The following is a 16,013-nucleotide window of genomic DNA, read 5'->3' as shown; positions in this document are numbered from 1 at the left end:
GGCTGTTCCGGCGGGTACGGGCTATTCCGGTGGTACGGGAGAGGTGGCCGTTACCGGTGACACGGGCGGCGCGGTCGGTACGGCGAGCGTGCCCCGGGCGGCGACGGTGACCGCCCCGGCCGCGGTGGCCCGTACCGCCTCCCCGTTCTCCAGGGTGATCACACAGTCGATCCGGCCGGTACGGGTGGTGCCGCCGCCCATCCGGACGGTGTAGGGGTGGTCGCCGTCCCCGGCGGGCAGCCGTCCGGTCGCCAGGAGCCAGAGGCCGAACGCCATCGCGACCGGGGCGCAGGCCGGGTCCTCCGGGATGCCGAAGCCGGGGGCGAAGAGCCGGGCCCGCACGGTGCGGCCCGCCGGCTCCCAGGTGAGGAGGGCGAGGGCGGCGAGTCCTTCGGCGGCCAGCCGCGCGGGGTCCGGGCGGGCCCGGTCGAGGGCGGCCCCGTCGACCGGGAGCAGGGCGAAGGCCGCGCCGAAGCCGGTCGCCAGCGGGGGGCCACCGCCCGCGTCGTCCCCGCTCAGCCCGGCGGCGGCGAGCAGCGGTCCGGGGTCGAGGGGGGTCGGTGGCACCGCTCCGCGCCCGATCAGGGCGGCCCCCTCCGCCGTGGCGGTCAGGGTCTGGCGTCCGCCGCCGCACCCCTGGACCAGGGGCCCGGCCGGCAGCCGTCCGAGCCGTACCAGGGTGGCGGCGGTGCCCACCGCGCTGTGGCCGCCGAAGGGGACCTCGCCCGATGGCTGGAACACCCGTACCCGGTACTCCTCGTCCGGCCCGGCGGGCGGCAGGACGAAGGCGGTCTCGGTGGTGCCGAGTTCGGCGGCGAGGACCGCCATCGCCCCGTCGTCCAGCCCGGTGGCGTCCGGGAGGACGGCCAGCGGGCTGCCCGCGTAGGGGCGGTCGGTGAACATATGGACGATCTCGTAGGGGATCAAGGGCGGTCTCCGGGGCGCAGAACGGTGGCGGCGATCTCTTCGAGGACTTCCGGTCGTCCCTGGTAGGGGAAGTCGGGGCGGGGCCAGTGGCTGACCACATCGGTGAAGCCCAGCTCCGCGAAGCGCCCGCAGGCGTCGGTGTAGGACTCCGCCGATGCGCTGACCTCGGTGATCATCGCTCCGGTGACGACCAGACGGCGCAGGGTCGCCGGGTCCCGGCCGATGGCGTCGCAGGCGGCGTCCAGTGCCTTGGTCTGCCGGTGCAGGCCGTCCAGCGCCCGGTCGTAGCGGAGGGGTTCGCCCCAGCCGGGCCGGCCCGCGGTGATCCAGATGTCCGCGTGCCGGGCGGCGAGGCGCAGCCCGCGCGGTCCGGTGGCGGCGAGGGCGAGGGGGACCCGGGGGCGCTGGACACAGCCGGGCCGCATGGCCGCGTCCCGGCAGCTGAACCACTGGCCCCGGTAGCTGGTGGTGGACCGGGTCAGCAGCAGTCCGGTGAGTTCCACGAACTCGGCGAAGCGGTCGGCCCGTTCGGCGGGGGTCGGCGGGTCCTGGCCGAGGGCCTCGTCGTCCAGGCCGCCGGCCCCGGCGCCCAGTCCGCAGATCAGCCGGCCCCGGGCGATGTCGTCCAGGGTCATCAGTTCCTTGGCGAAGGGGACGGGGTGCCGGTAGGAGGGGGTGGCGACCAGGGTGCCCACGGTGATGCGGCTGGTGACGGCCGCCGCCGCCGTCAGGGTGGGCACGGTCGCGAACCACGGCCGGTCCCGGAACCAGCGCCACATCAGATGGTCATAGGTCCAGGCGTGGTCGAAGCCCAGCTCCTCGGCGCGGATCCACCGCTCGCGCGCCGTCTCCCAGCGGTGCTCGGGGAGCAGCACCACACCGTGGCGCAGGGCGCTCACCACGCGGCCGGGGTGCCGGACCCGGCCCCGGGGCTCTGTCCGGCGGCCAGCGCGGCGGTCCGTACCAGCGCGGGGATCAGATCCTTCTCGCAGGCGCTCACCGCCGGGTCGCACAGCTCCTCGGGGACCGGGTCATGGGGCCGGGCGGCCTCGGGGTGGAGGCCGTTGGTGGTGAGGTCGATGGCGACGGCCCGCTGTCGGCGCAGCAGCTGGGCCAGCGCCTCCTGCGGGGTGACCGGTCCGCGCAGGGTGAGGAAGTAGCAGTCGAAGACGGAGCCCCAGGCGCGGTGGCCGCCGATGTCGCCCTCCTGGACCGAGCGCTGGAGCAGGGAGCGCCCCTGGTCCACCAGTTGGGAGGCGACGCCCAGATGGATCCGGTTGGTGAGGGCGATCTCGCGCAGCAGCTCCGGCTCCCGGGCCGGGACCACGGGCGGCGGTCTGCGGCCCCGGAAGAGGCTGCGGACGGCCGGGTAGTCCGGCGCCCAGGTGCCGCTGAACTTGGTGTGCTGGCGGTACATGCTGGGCCGGATCGTCCGCTGGTAGATCGCCCGGGTGCTGGAGCCGGTGTAGAGGAGCATCCCGGAGTACGCCCGGACGTACTCGGTCAGCCGTACGGCGGCGGCGTCCTGGTCCCCGGTGCCGGCGTTGATCCCGGCGAGGGTGTCGGCGAGCAGCCGCCAGATGGCGAAGGAGACATGGTGGCCGATGATCCAGCGGAACCAGAACAGTTGCTCCAGCGACGGGGCGTCCGGGGTCACCGGGTCGGTGGTGCCGAATCCCCGGCGGGCCTCGTCGAGGAAGCGGTCCACGGCGTCCCGGGCCTCGCCGGTGAGGGATCCGGGGGCGACGGTGACGGGCACCGGCGGTGCGGGAAGGGTCAGCGGCTCCAGTGCGTAGGGGTAGTCACCGAAGTCCCAGCCCGTCTGTCCGGGGAAGTCCAGCGCGGCACGGGTCGACGAGGTTCTCACCGCTCGCCCCCCGGGACATGGGTGAACTCGAACTCCAGGCCGTTCACATCGAAGAAGTAGAAGCTCTCCACACCGTCCTCGTCCACGACGATGTCGGTGGGGCCCTCCTCGCGGGCGAAGGCGAAGCGGCCGGTGGCCTGGAGGGCGAGCCAGTGCCGGCGCCGCTCCGCCAGCTCCTCGGAGGAGGTCGCCAGCAGACAGATGTGCTGGAAGCGGGGGTGCTCCGGGAGGGGCTGGGCGCCGGCGGTGCCCTCGTACTCGAAGAGATGGAACCGCACTCCCTCGGCCTTCACTTCGGCCATGGCGACGATGCCGGGGAGCCGGTCGCGGGTGAGCGGCGAGAAGACATCGGTGGACCAGGTCGGCCGGCAGCCGAAGTACTCCTCGTACCAGGCGACGCTCTGGGCGAGATCGGCGGTCTGTACGGCGATGTGGTGCAGCCGGGGCGGTGCGGGGCGGGTCACGGGGGATCCTTCGGTCGGCGCCACGGTGGTCAGAGCTGCTCCAGCTCGAAGATCACTTCTCCGACCGCGATGTCGATCGCGTACTTCTTCCGCAGCCGCCAGCCGCCCTCGGCGAAGACCGACTCCCAGTCGGTGACGCGGGGGATGAAGGTGCCCATGAGGTCATGGGCCACTTCGAAGCCCAGGGTGAAGGTGGGGAGGTCGCGGTCGGCGGTGCCCACGGTGCGGGTGGCGTCGCCCAGCAGGAACCGCCGGGTGGCGGGGAAGATGCTCCGCAGCCGCCGCAGGATGTCGACACAGCGCTCCCTGGGCCAGAAGTCATGGCCCATCATGAAGCAGGTGAGCAGCTCCACCTCGGCGAAGCCGGGTCGCTCGGTCATGTCCCGGACATCCGCCAGGACGAAGGAGAGCCGGTCGGCGAGTCCGGCGTCGTGCGCGGCCGATGCGGCGACCTCCAGGCTGGGGCGGGCGATGTCGATCCCGAGCCCGCGCGCCTCCGGGTGGCGGCGCAGCAGCTGGCTCAGCCGCTCCCCGCTGCCGCAGCCCAGGTCGGCGATGACCCGCGGGGTGAAGTCGAGCCCCTCGACGGCCTGGTCGAACCAGGGGTCGTAGCAGAAGGAGCTGATCTCCCGGCAGGCGAAGGAGATGGCGGCGCTGTCCCGCTGGTAGTAGTCACCGGTGCGGTTCTGCTCGGGAAGTAATTCGGGCATCCGGCGGAAGAGTTCACCGCTGCCCCGGGTGAGCCAGTGGAAGAACGAGCGGGTCCGGTAGGCCTCCTCGAAGTTCACCGCCGGGGTCACCTTGTTGTCGGCGCGTTCCACTATGTCGACCGCGGCCAGTGCGCGAAAGAGTCCGGTGGTCGCCGAGGGGTCCAGACCGTGTGCGGTCGCGAATTCGCTCGCATCGAGGGCACCTTGGGACTTCAGCTCGTCCAGGGCGCCCACTTCCCAGGCGGCGCTGATCGCCGACGCCGCCACGGCCGAATTGAAGATATGGGCCACTGCTCTTTCGCTGCCATCAATCGACATGCCCGCTCGCTCCCACTAGTTCACTGTGCTGATGGGCCAGAGAAACCACTGTGCGGAGAAACCATGGGGCCGCCACCACGGGACGCGTGGACGGCCGATGTCGCAGAAGTACGATGTTCTTCGACGTCGCTCTTGACGTCGTTCCATGCCCCGGGAAGACCGATTCCATGCCTGTGGGGGACCGGTTGTCATTCTTCCCCGGAGTGCAACGGCCGTGAACCGGAAACCGCTCGAACGAGGGTGGCCCCCGGTGTGGCCCTTGACATGGTCCCTATCCGACCCCCTGACGGCAAGTGACCTGATTCATACTGTCGGTGGATTGACGGGATGTCCATATGCTGTGCTGACGTCGGGGGAGGGCGGAGCGGCCGGGGCCGGGGTGGCGCGATCCTAGGGGGGGTTGCCCATGCCAGGGGCCACAGGTCACACTGTGGCCACTTCTCCGCCATGACCACCTCAGGCGGGCGGCCGATGTCGTTGCCGGAACGGGGAACGCAGTGAAACGCGAAACACCGTATCGGGGTGAGCGCGCACGGATCGGGGCAGAGTTGTGGGCGCCGAGCGGCGTTCACCGTACTGCCCCGGAGTGTTGTCCGCGCGGCCGTCCACCCATTTCGATACCCCGGAACGGGTGACGCGGCGGGAAAGTCCGCCCGGCCGCCCGCGCCATGGCCCGTGCCCGTCGTCCTCCCGCCGGGTTCCGACGTTTTCCGACTGTGCCCCGACCATGTTCGGGCCATGTTCCGGTCGTGTTCCTGCCGTGCCCCTGCTGTTTTCCGACTGTCCTCCGACTGTTTTCCGACGGTCTTCTGACTGTCTTCCGGCGGTCTCCCGGGCTGTTTCCGTTGCGCGCCGGCCGTTTCCCGCGACGCGCCGCCGTCGCCGTTCTTCCGCGCCGCCGTCACCGATGTCATGGATATGAGGTGTGAGATGCCGGACCGCCGAGTGGAGCGTATGGACCTCCTGGCCGGTCAGCGGGGCATGTGGTACGCCCAGCAATTCGACCCGGACAGTACCGTCGTCAACGTCGGCGAATACCTGGACATCGAATCACCGCTCGACATCGAGGTGTTCCGGGAGGCCCTGCGGAGGACGACCGACGAGGCACAGACCCTGCGGCTCGTCTTCACCGAGGAGGACGGCGTCCCCACGCAGTCCGTCGACCCCGCACCGGAACACCCCCTGACGATCGTCGACGTCCGGGGCGAGCCGGACCCCCACCGGGCGGCACTGGAGTGGATGCGGGCCGACCTGCGCCGCTTACGGGATCCACGGCGGGGGCACCTGGTCACCCATGCGCTCTTCCCGCTGGACGGGCGCCGCTTCCTCTTCTACCAGGGTTACCACCACATCCTCTGCGACGGCCGGGGCTATGCGCTGCTGGGCGACCGGCTCGCCGGGATCCACACCGCGCTCGCCGAGGGCCGCACACCGGACGGCCCCGCCTTCGCGCCCCTGCGCACCCTGCTCGACCAGGACCTCGCCTACCGGGGGTCACAGCGGTACACCGCCGACCGCGACCACTGGATGGCGACGCTGGCCGACCGCCCCGCCCCCCGCAGCCCGAGCGGGCTGCGCCCCCAGGGCCCGGCCCGGGAACGCAGCAGGGAGCGGCGGTCCGTCACCCCGGCCGACGCCGCACGGCTGCGGAACGCGGCCGGAGCGCTGGGGACCAGCCTGGCACGGCTGACGGTGGCGGCCACCGCGCTCTACCTCAGCCGGGTGACCGGCGCCGAGGACGTGGTGCTGGGCTTCGCCGTCGCCGGACGGGACCGCGAACCCCGGACGCCGGACGGGACGCCCGCGCCGGAGGTCCCGGGCATGATGTCGAACATCGTCCCCGTCCGGCTGGCGGTGTCCCCCCGGATGACCCTCCGGGACCTGGTCGACCAGGCCTCCCAGCAGGTGCGCGCGGCCGTGCGGCACCAGCGTTACCGGTACGAGGACCTCTGCCGCGACCTGGGTGTGGTGCCCGGCGAGGCGCTCTGGTCGATGACGGTCAATGTCATCCCCTTCGCCCGGGGCGGCGCCTTCGGCGAGGGCCGCTTCACCGCGCACAATCTCGCCGCCGGACCCTTCCACGACCTCTCCCTGCTGCTCTGGGACAACCTTCCGGACGGCGGTCTGCGGCTGGCCCTCGACGCCGACCCCCGGCTGTACGGCGATGCGGACCGGCGAAGCCATATGACCCGTCTCGCGGGGCTGCTCCAACGGCTCACCGACACCGCGCCGGAGACCCGGGTGGGCACGATCGGTCTGCTGGCCGGAGCCGAGCGGGAGCGCGCGCTCCGGCAGGGCGGCCGGTCCACCCCGGCCGCGCCCGAATCCCCCCTTCCGGCGGACCTTCTGCTTCCGGCGGTCCTCGCGCGGCAGGCGGCCCGTACTCCGGACCGGACCGCCGTGATCGCGGCCGACGGGTCGCTCACCTACGCCGAACTGGACGCCCGCGCGGGCCGGCTCGCCCGGGTGCTGATCGCCCGGGGCGCCGGACCCGGGCGGTACGCGGCCCTGCTGCTGCCCCGCTCCTCCCGGGCCCTGGTGGCCATGGTGGCCGTCCTGAAGGCGGGCGCGGCCCTGGTCCCGCTCGACCCCGGCCATCCGGACGGGCGCATCGCCCGGACCCTGGCGGACTGCGCCCCCGCCGTTCTGGTGACCGTCGCCGCCCACGCCGAACGGGCCGGCCGGGCCTGGCCCGACGGCCCGGTACTGGTCCTGGACACAGCCGACGACACAGCCGACGCAGCCGACGACGCGACGGAAGCCGGAGCCAACGGCGCCGAAGCCGATGCCGTCGGAGCCGTCGGAGCCGGAGCGGTGGCCGACGGCGCCGGGCACCCGGTGGGGCTGCTGCCCGCCCACCCCGCGTACGCCCTCTACACCTCCGGCTCCACCGGCCGCCCCAAGGCCGTCGTCGTGGAGCACCGGGCGATCACCCCCTTTGTCCTCAACACCGCCGCCCAGCACGGCCTCGGACCGGACGACCGCGTCCTGGCCTGGCACTCCTTCACCTTCGACGCCTCCCTGCTCGGTCTGTTCGTCCCGCTGGCCACCGGCGCCGCCGTGGTCCTCGCCGACGAGACCCAGCGGGTCGACCCCCACGCCCTCCAACGGCTCCTGGCCGACGAGCGGGTGACCGTCGCCCACTTCACCCCGGGCGCCATGCCCGCACTGCGCCCCCGGGAACTGCCCGCGCTGCACACGGTCACGGCGGGCGGCGAACGGCTCCCCGCCGAACTGGTGGACCGGTGGGCGACCGGCGGCCGGAGTCTCTGGAACGCGTACGGCCCCACCGAGACCACCGTGGACGCCACCCGCCACCGCTGTACCGTCCCCGCGCCGGGGGTGGACCCGCCGATCGGCCATCCGGTGGCGGGCGCCGTCGCCCAGGTGCTGGACCAGGGGCTCCAGCCGCTGCCGGACGGTGTCACGGGCGAGCTGTATCTCTCGGGCGGCGGTCTCGCCCGTGGCTATCTGGGCCGTGCCGCGCTCACCGCCGAACGGTTCGTGGCCGACCCCTATGGGCCGCCGGGCGGCCGGATGTACCGCACCGGCGACCTGGTCCGGCGGGGTGCGGACGGCGCGCTGGAGTTCATCGGCCGCACCGACGGCCAGGTCAAGGTGCGCGGCTTCCGGATCGAACTCGGCGAGGTGGAGTCGGCGCTCGCCCGCTGTACGGGGGTCGGCCAGGCGGCCGCCGCCGTCCACCACGACCCCGCCGCCGGGGCGCGGCTGACCGGCTATCTGGTGCCGTCACCGGGTGTGGCCCCGGACCCCGCCGCCGTCCGCGACGAACTCACCGCCCTGCTGCCACCGTCCATGATCCCCACCCGTCTGGTGGTCGTGGGGAGCCTGCCGCTCACCTCCAGCGGCAAGGTCGACCGGGCCGCCCTGACCCCGCCGGAGGAGCCCGCCGAGGGCATCCGGCCCCCCGCCACCCCCGTCGAGCGGGCGCTGTGCGCGATCTACGGCGAGATCCTGGGCATCGATCCGGCGAGGGTCGGCGCGGACGGCGACTTCTTCGCCCTGGGCGGCCACTCCCTGCTGGCCGCCCGGCTGCTCGGCCGGGTCCGTACCGTTTTCGGCGAGGAGATCGGGATCCGGGCGGTGTACGAGGCACCCACCGTCGCCGCCCTGGCCCACCGGCTCGACCCCGACCGCCGAAACGACCCCGACCGCCGAAGCGACGCCGACCGCCGAAACGAATCCGACCCCCGGAGCGAGCCCGACCCCCGCAGTGCCCCGTACCGCCGGAGCGACCCGGGCCGCCGGGAGCCCGGCGCCCGCCCCCGTACCGCCGGACCGGTTCGCGGGGTGCGCCCGGACCGGATCCCGCTCTCGTACGCCCAGTCCCGGCTCTGGTTCCTGCACCAGCTCCAGGGCGCCGACGCCACCTACCACCACCCGCTGGCGCTGCGGCTCTCCGGACCGCTGGACATCCCCGCGCTCCGGGCGGCGCTGCGGGATCTCGTCGACCGCCACGAGGCCCTGCGGACCGTCTTCCCCGTCCTCGACGGAGAGGCCCACCAGCGGGTCCTGGAGACCGATGAGGCCGCCCCGGCGCTCCCGGTGGTCCAGATTCCCGAGGTCCAGATCCCGGTGGTCCAGGCCCCGGCGGACGGACCCGCCGCCGGACCCCCCGCCGAACTCGCCGCCGAACTCGCCCGGCTCACCCGGCTCCCCTTCGCCCTCGACCGCGAAGCCCCGCTGCGGGCCACCCTCTTCGCCGAAGGCCCCGGCGAGCACATCCTGCTGCTGGTCATCCATCACATCGCGGGCGACGGTTCGTCGCTGCGGCCGATGCTGCGGGACCTCTCGGCGGCGTATACGGCACGGCGGGACGGACGGGCCCCCGCGCTCCCGCCGCTGCCGGTGCAGTATCCCGACTACGCGCTCTGGCAGCGGGACCGGCTCGGCTCCGCCCAGGACCCCGGCAGTGCGATGGCCCACCGGCTCGCCCACTGGAAGACCGCCCTCGCCGGGCTGCCCGAGGAGATCGACCTCCCCTTCGACCGCCACCGTCCCGCCCGTGCCACCTCCCGGGGCGACTCCCTCCCCCTGACGGTCCCCGCCGCCCTCCACCGGGAGCTGGAGGCGCTGGCCCGCTCCCGGGGCGCGAGCCTCTTCATGGTGATGCAGGCCGCGTTCGCCGCCCTCCTCGGCAGGCTCGGCGCCGGGGAGGACATCCCCATCGGCTTCCCCACCGCCGGACGGTCCGACGACGCCCTGGAGGAGCTGATCGGCTTCTTCAGCAACACCCTGGTGCTCCGTACCGACCTCACCGGGGACCCCGCCTTCACCGAACTCCTGGATCGGGTAAGGGAGTCCACGCTCGACGCCCTCACCCATCAGGACCTCCCCTTCGACGTCCTGGTCGGGGAGGTGGTCCCGGAGCGCACACCGGCACGGCACCCGCTCTTCCAGGTGATGCTGGTGCTCCAGAACACCCGCGCGGGCCGACTGGAACTCCCGGGGATCACGGTGCGCCCCGAACGGGTGCACACCGGGACGACCCCCTTCGACCTGGTGGTCGAGCTGGACGACACCGCATCCGACACCGCACGCGGCACCGGCGGACCCGGCGGACCCGGCGGACCCGGCGGGTTGAGCGGCGCGGTCCACTTCAGTACGGACCTCTTCGACCGCTCCACCGTGACCGCCCTGGCCCGGCGGCTGCTGCGGCTCCTCGAAGGGATCGCCGCCCGCCCCGCGACCCCGATCGGCGCCCTGGATCTCTTCCTGCCCGGCGAACGGGACCAGGTGACCCGGAGATGGAACGACACCGCCCACCCCATCGCCGAGGTGACCCTGCCCCGGCTCCTTGAGTCCTGGGCGGCCCGCACGCCCGGCCGTACCGCCGTCACCGCCGACGACGGGCGGCTCACCTACGCCGAACTCAACACCCGCGCCAACCGGCTGGCCCGCCATCTGATCGCCCGGGGCATCGGCCCCGAACAGGTCGTCGCCATCGCCCTGCCCCGCTCGCTGGACCTGGTCGTCACCGTGTGGGCGGTGCTCAAGGCGGGCGCCGCCTATCTGCCGCTCGACCCCGGATACCCGGCCGCGCGCATCGCCTTCCTGCTGGCCGATGTCGGCCCGGCGGCCCTGGTCACCCTGGCCGCGACCGCCGCCGAACCGCCCGAGGGCCCGCCCCGGATCCCACTGGACGACCCCGGGACCCGGACCCTGCTCGCCGGTCTCTCCGGGGACGACATCCAGGACAAGGAACGGACCGCGCCGCTGCTGCCGCAGACCCCGGTCTATGTCATCCACACCTCCGGCTCCACCGGCACCCCCAAGGGGGTGACGATGACCTCCGGCGCGATGGTGAATCTGGTGCAGTGCCACACCGCGTGGATCGCCGACGGCCCGCCCGCCGACGATACCGATACCGATACCGATCCCGATACCGAGCCCGGTGGCCCCGTGGCCCAGTTCTCCGCCTTCAGCTTCGATGTCTCCGCCTGGGAGATCATCGAACCCCTCACCGCGGGCAAACAGGTCGCCGTGCCCGGTGCCGAGGTCCGCCGCGACGCCGCCGCACTGGTCCGCTGGCTGGACGAACACCGGGTCCGGGAGATCTGCACCCCCCAGGTGATGGTGGAGGCCATCGCCGAGGCCGCCCTCGAACAGGGACGCGCCCTGCCCGCGCTGCGCGACATCAGCCAGGGCGGCGAGGCCCTGCGACTCCCCGCCCGCCTCCGGGAGTTCCTGTCCCTGCGGCCCGGCCGCAGACTCCACAACCTCTACGGCCCCACCGAGACCCATCTGGTCACCGCGTTCGCCCTGACCGCCGAGGAACTCACCGACTGGCCGTCCACCACCGCCCCCATCGGCGCACCGATCTGGAACACCCGCCTCCATGTCCTGGACCCCTGGCTGCGGCCGGTGCCCCCGGGGGTCCGGGGCGAGCTGTACATCGCCGGTGCCGCCCTCGCCCGGGGCTACTGGGCCCGGCCCGGCCTCACCGCACAACGCTTCGTCGCCGACCCCTTCGGCCCGCCCGGCGGCCGGATGTACCGCACCGGCGACCTGGTGCGCTGGACCGAGGACGGCACCCTGGCCTTCGCCGGACGCACCGACGACCAGGTGAAGGTACGGGGCTACCGCGTCGAACCCGGCGAGATCGAGGCCGTCCTCGCCCGCCATCCCCGGATCGCCCAGATCGCCGTCGTCGTCCGCGAGGACACCAGCGCCCCCCACACGGGCAGACGGCTGGTCGCCTATGCGGTGCCGCACCCCGGGAGCGAGCTGACCGACCACGATCTGCGCGCCTTCGCCGCCGCCTCCCTCCCCGACTTCATGCTCCCCTCCGTCACCGTCCTCCTGGAACGGATGCCGCTGACCCTGAGCGGAAAGATCCACCGCCGGGCGCTGCCCGCACCGGACTTCACCCGCCACACCGCAGTACGGGAACCACGCACCCCCAGGGAACGGGCCCTGTGCGCGCTCTTCGCCGAACTCCTCGGCCTGGAACGGGTCGGCCCGGACGAGTCCTTCTTCGACCTCGGCGGACACTCCCTGCTCGCCACCCGGCTGACCAGCCGCATCCGCTCCACCCTCGGCGCGGAGCTGACCGTACGCACCGTCTTCGAGTCATCCACCCCGGCGGCGCTCGCCGCCGCCCTGCCCGACCGCCCCGACGACGAGGGCGGCGGCCGGCGCAGACCCGCGCTGCGACCCATGCCCCGGGGGGAGTGACCCCGATGACCACCCCGATTCCCCTCTCGTACGCCCAGGCCCGGATCCACTTCCTGGACCGGCTGGACGGCGGTACGGGCTACCGCATCGCCCTCGCCTACCGGCTCCGCGGCGAGCTGGACCGCGACGCCCTGCGGACCGCCCTCGCCGATGTCGTCGCCCGCCACGAGAGCCTGCGGACGGTCTTCCCCGCACCCGGGGGCATCCCCTGCCAGCGTGTCCTCGCCCCCGAGGCCGCCCGCCCGCCGCTCCCCGTCACCCCCGTACCGGACGGGAAGGAACTGGCCGAGGCGCTGGAGTCGGCGCTGCGCCGGAGCTTCGACCTCACCCGGGAACCACCCCTGCACACCACCCTGTTCGCCCTGGGCGAGCGGGAACACGTCCTGCTGATCCTGCTCCACCACATCGCCGCCGACGGCTGGTCCCTCGCCCCCCTGCTGCGCGATCTGACGGACGCCTACACCGCCCGTCTGCGGGGCCGGGCCCCGGACCGGCCACCCCTGCCCGTCCAGTACATCGACTACACCCTCTGGCAGCGGGAACTCCTCGGCAGCGAGTCCGACCCCACCAGCCTGATCAGCGAACAACTCGCCTACTGGCGCACCGCCCTGGACGGGCTCCCGGCCTGTCTGGACCTCCCCGCCGACCGGCCCCGGCCCGCGGTGGCCGGCTACCGGGGCGGCTCCGTCCCGCTCTCCATCGGCCCCGGGACCCACCGGGCCCTGCGCGAACTGGCCCGCGCCGAGGGCGCCACCCTCTATATGGCGCTCCAGGCGGGCCTGGCCGCCCTGCTGACCCGGCTCGGCGCGGGCACCGACATCCCGATCGGCTCCGCCATCGCCGGACGCACCGACGACGGTCTTGACGACCTGATCGGCATGTTCGTCAACACCCTGGTGCTGCGCACCGACACCAGCGGGAACCCTACCTTCCGCGAACTGATCGCCCGGGTACGGGAGACCGACCTCAGCGCCCAGGCCCATCAGGACCTGCCCTTCGCCCGGCTGGTGGAGGTGGTGCGCCCGGTCCGCTCCGCCTCCTGGAACCCGCTCTTCCAGGTGGGGCTGAGCCTGCTCGACGACATCGACGCGGTCCCCCCGCTGCCCGGCCTGACCGTCACACCGGAACCGGTGACCGCCGAGACCGCCAAGATGGATCTCTCCCTCCATCTGCGGCAGCGCCGGTCCGCGCGGGGGGAGCCGGCCGGTCTGGAGGGGACGGTGGAGTACGCCTCCGACCTCTTCGACCCCGGCACCGTCACCGTACTGATGGAGCGGTACGCGCGGCTGCTGGCGGCCGTCACCGCCCGGCCGGACCGGCCCATCGGCGAGGCCGGGCTGCTCACCCCCGAGGAGCGCACCCGGGTGCTCACCGGAGGCCCGCCGGTCGTCGACGGGCCGCTGCTTCCGGAGCTGTGGGCGGAGCAGGCGGTACGTACCCCCGGGGCGGTGGCCGTGGAGTGCGGCCCCCGGCGGCTCACCTACCGGGAGCTGGACGCCCGTGCGAACCGGCTCGCCCGGACCCTGATCGCCCGGGGTGCCGGGCCCGAGGACCGGGTGGCGCTGCTGCTGCCGCGCGACATCGATCTGATCGTGGCGGTGCTGGCGGTGCTGAAGACGGGCGCGGCCTATGTACCGCTGGACCCGGAGTACCCCCGGCAGCGCCTCGCCTTCATGCTGGCGGACGCGGCGCCCCGGCTGCTGCTGACCGTACGGGGAGGGGCCCGGGCGGCGGGGGGCGCCGACTGCCCGGTGGTGGAACTCGACACCGGCCCGGACGCGGATACGGGCCCGGACGCGGATACGGGCCCGGGTGTGGGCACGGCCCTCGACCCGGGTGCCGATCCGGATGCCGCTCCGGTCGGGGACGCGGACCGGGTGAGGACCCTGCGGCCCGCGCATCCCGCGTATGTCATCTACACCTCCGGCTCCACCGGCCGCCCCAAGGGCGTCCTGGTCGAACACGGCGCACTCGCCGCCTATGTACGGAACTGCGCGCGGCGCTACCCGGACGTCGCGGGGGTGAGCGCGCTGAATCTGTCGATCTCCTTCGACGCGGCGGTCACGATCCTCTATCCGCCGCTGATCAGCGGCGGACGTCTGCGGATCGACCCACCGCCGGGTCAGGGCGGCGGGCAGGGCGAACCGCCCGCACTGATGGCCGCGACCCCCGGCCATCTGGAGCTGCTGACCACCCTGCCCCCGGCGGCGTCGCCCAGCGGCACCCTGCTGATCGGCGGGGAGGCGCTGCACGGCCCGCCGCTCGCCCGCTGGCGCGCCCGCCATCCGGGGACCGAGGTGCGCAACCTCTACGGGCCCACCGAGACCACCGTCACCTGTTCGGAACACCGGATCCGGCCCGGCGACCCCGTCCCGCCCGGCCAGGTGCCCATCGGCCGGCCGCTCGACGGGGTGCGGCTGCTGGTGCTCGACGGACGGTTGGGGCTTCTGCCACCGGGTGTGGTGGGGGAGGTGTACGTGGCGGGACAGGGGCTGGCTCGGGGGTATCTGGGCCGCCCGGCCCTGACGGCGGAGCGCTTTGTCGCCGACCCCTTCGGCCCGGCCGGATCACGGATGTACCGCACCGGCGATCTGGCCCGGCTGCTCCCCGACGGTGTCCTGGAGTTCGCCGGACGGACGGACGACCAGGTCAAGGTGAGGGGGTACCGGATCGAGCCCGGGGAGATCGAGGCCGCGCTCAACGCGCTGCCCGGGGTGGCCCGGAGCGCGGTCGTCGTCCGGCAGCGGTCCGCCGAGGACCGCCGGCTCGTGGCCTACGCGGTGCCCGCCGGTGACCCCGCCCGGATCGATCCCGCCCACCTCCGCCGGATGCTCGCCGACACCCTGCCCGCGCCGATGGTCCCCTCGGCGGTGGTGGTCATCCCCGAACTGCCGCTGACCCGCAACGGCAAGCTGGACCGCGCGGCCCTGCCCGCGCCGTCGGCACCCCCGGCCGCGGGCGGCGCCGAAGTGTCGCTCACCCCGGAGGAGTCGGCACTCCGCGCGGTCTTCGCCGAGGTCCTGGGGGTGGCCGTGGACCGGGTGGGCGTCGAGGACAGCTTCTTCGAACTGGGCGGACACTCCCTGCTGATCCCCGCCCTGATCCGGCTCGCCCGGGACCGGACCGGGGTCGACATCTCCCTTCAGCGGGTCTTTCTCCAGCCGACGGTCGCGGGGCTGCTCCGGGACCGGGCGCCGGACCGGGGCGCGTTCGGCCCCGTACTGCGGCTGCGGGACGGCGAGGGCACACCACTGTGGTGCGTCCACCCGGGCAGCGGGGTGGGGTGGAGCTATACGGGGCTGCTGCCCCATGTGCCGCGCTCCCATCCGGTCCTCGCCCTCCAGGCGGCCGGTCTCGACGGGACGGGCGACTTCCCGGAGAGCTATGACGCACTCGTCGCCGGCTACTGCCGCCGGATCCTCGACGCCCAGCCGCACGGTCCCTATCTGCTGACCGGCTGGTCCCTCGGGGGTACGGTGGCCCACTCCCTCGCCGTACGGCTGCGTGGGCTCGGCCACCGGGTGGATCTGCTGATGGCGATCGACTCCTGGCCCCCCGGCTCCGTACCCGGGGAGTCGGCGGCCGATCCGGTGGACCTCCGCGCGGTGGCCCTCGACGGCGGCCGGTCCCCCGGGTACGGAGCCGTTCCGGCGGAGGCCGGGCCGAGCGAGGAACTGCGGATCGAGGTCACCCGTAACCTCATCCGGCTGGCGGGCGGCGCCCCGGTCCCGCCCGGGGTCTTCGACGGACCGCTGACCGTCGTCAGCTCGCCCGAGGGTGAGCGCGGACCCGGGATGGCGGCGCGCTGGCGCCCGTACACCGGTGGGCCGGTCACGGTGGTGCCGGTGGCGGCCGGGCATCTGCGGATGATGGACCCGGAGGCGCTCGCCGTCATCGGGCCGGTGCTCGGCGACGCCCTGCGCTCCCTCACCGGAACCGGTTCCGGTACGGGGTCCGGCACCGGGTGAGGGAGCGGCGGTACGGGTGAGGGAGCGGCGGTACGGGTGGGGGAGCGGTGGTACGGGTGGG

At 73.8% G+C, this 16,013-nt stretch carries 7 protein-coding genes; 2 read left to right on the top strand and 5 right to left on the bottom strand.

The window, feature by feature from the left end:
- Positions 1-21 precede the first annotated feature (21 nt).
- Genes ABT354_RS26965 through ABT354_RS26945 form a run of 5 tightly spaced genes read right to left on the bottom strand, consistent with a single transcriptional unit; the run spans position 22 to position 4,286 of the window.
- Positions 22-927 (bottom strand): PhzF family phenazine biosynthesis protein, encoded by a 906-nt coding sequence (locus tag ABT354_RS26965; RefSeq protein ID WP_351498338.1) that lies wholly within the window; start codon positions 925-927, stop codon positions 22-24.
- A complete protein-coding gene (locus ABT354_RS26960) occupies positions 924-1,829 on the bottom strand; it encodes an LLM class flavin-dependent oxidoreductase (RefSeq protein WP_351498335.1) in 906 nt (301 codons plus the stop codon). Before ABT354_RS26960 ends, ABT354_RS26965 begins: the two co-directional genes overlap by 4 nt.
- Positions 1,823-2,794 (bottom strand): 3-methyl-L-tyrosine peroxygenase-related protein, encoded by a 972-nt coding sequence (locus tag ABT354_RS26955; protein ID WP_351498333.1) that lies wholly within the window; start codon positions 2,792-2,794, stop codon positions 1,823-1,825. Before ABT354_RS26955 ends, ABT354_RS26960 begins: the two co-directional genes overlap by 7 nt.
- Positions 2,791-3,258, bottom strand: a complete 468-nt coding sequence (locus ABT354_RS26950) for a VOC family protein (protein WP_351498331.1) — start codon at positions 3,256-3,258, stop codon at positions 2,791-2,793. Before ABT354_RS26950 ends, ABT354_RS26955 begins: the two co-directional genes overlap by 4 nt.
- A 29-nt stretch (positions 3,259-3,287) precedes the next feature.
- The gene (locus ABT354_RS26945; protein WP_351498328.1) at positions 3,288-4,286 is read right to left on the bottom strand and encodes a class I SAM-dependent methyltransferase; all 999 of its coding nucleotides are present in this window, start codon (positions 4,284-4,286) and stop codon (positions 3,288-3,290) included.
- Between the two features lie 930 nt (positions 4,287-5,216).
- Between ABT354_RS26945 and ABT354_RS26940 the strand changes: the two genes are divergently transcribed.
- Together ABT354_RS26940 and ABT354_RS26935 are read left to right on the top strand one after the other, a co-directional pair.
- On the top strand, positions 5,217-11,984 hold the full coding sequence (locus ABT354_RS26940; RefSeq protein ID WP_351498326.1) for a non-ribosomal peptide synthetase: 6,768 nt from the start codon (positions 5,217-5,219) through the stop codon (positions 11,982-11,984).
- Between the two features lie 5 nt (positions 11,985-11,989).
- On the top strand, positions 11,990-15,952 hold the full coding sequence (locus tag ABT354_RS26935) for a non-ribosomal peptide synthetase (RefSeq protein ID WP_351498324.1): 3,963 nt from the start codon (positions 11,990-11,992) through the stop codon (positions 15,950-15,952).
- Positions 15,953-16,013: the final 61 nt, after the last annotated feature.

The sequence above is a fragment of the Streptomyces sp. NPDC000594 genome (genome assembly GCF_040299965.1).
GTDB lineage: Bacteria > Actinomycetota > Actinomycetes > Streptomycetales > Streptomycetaceae > Streptomyces.
This window is presented reverse-complemented; position numbering and strand designations above follow the sequence as displayed.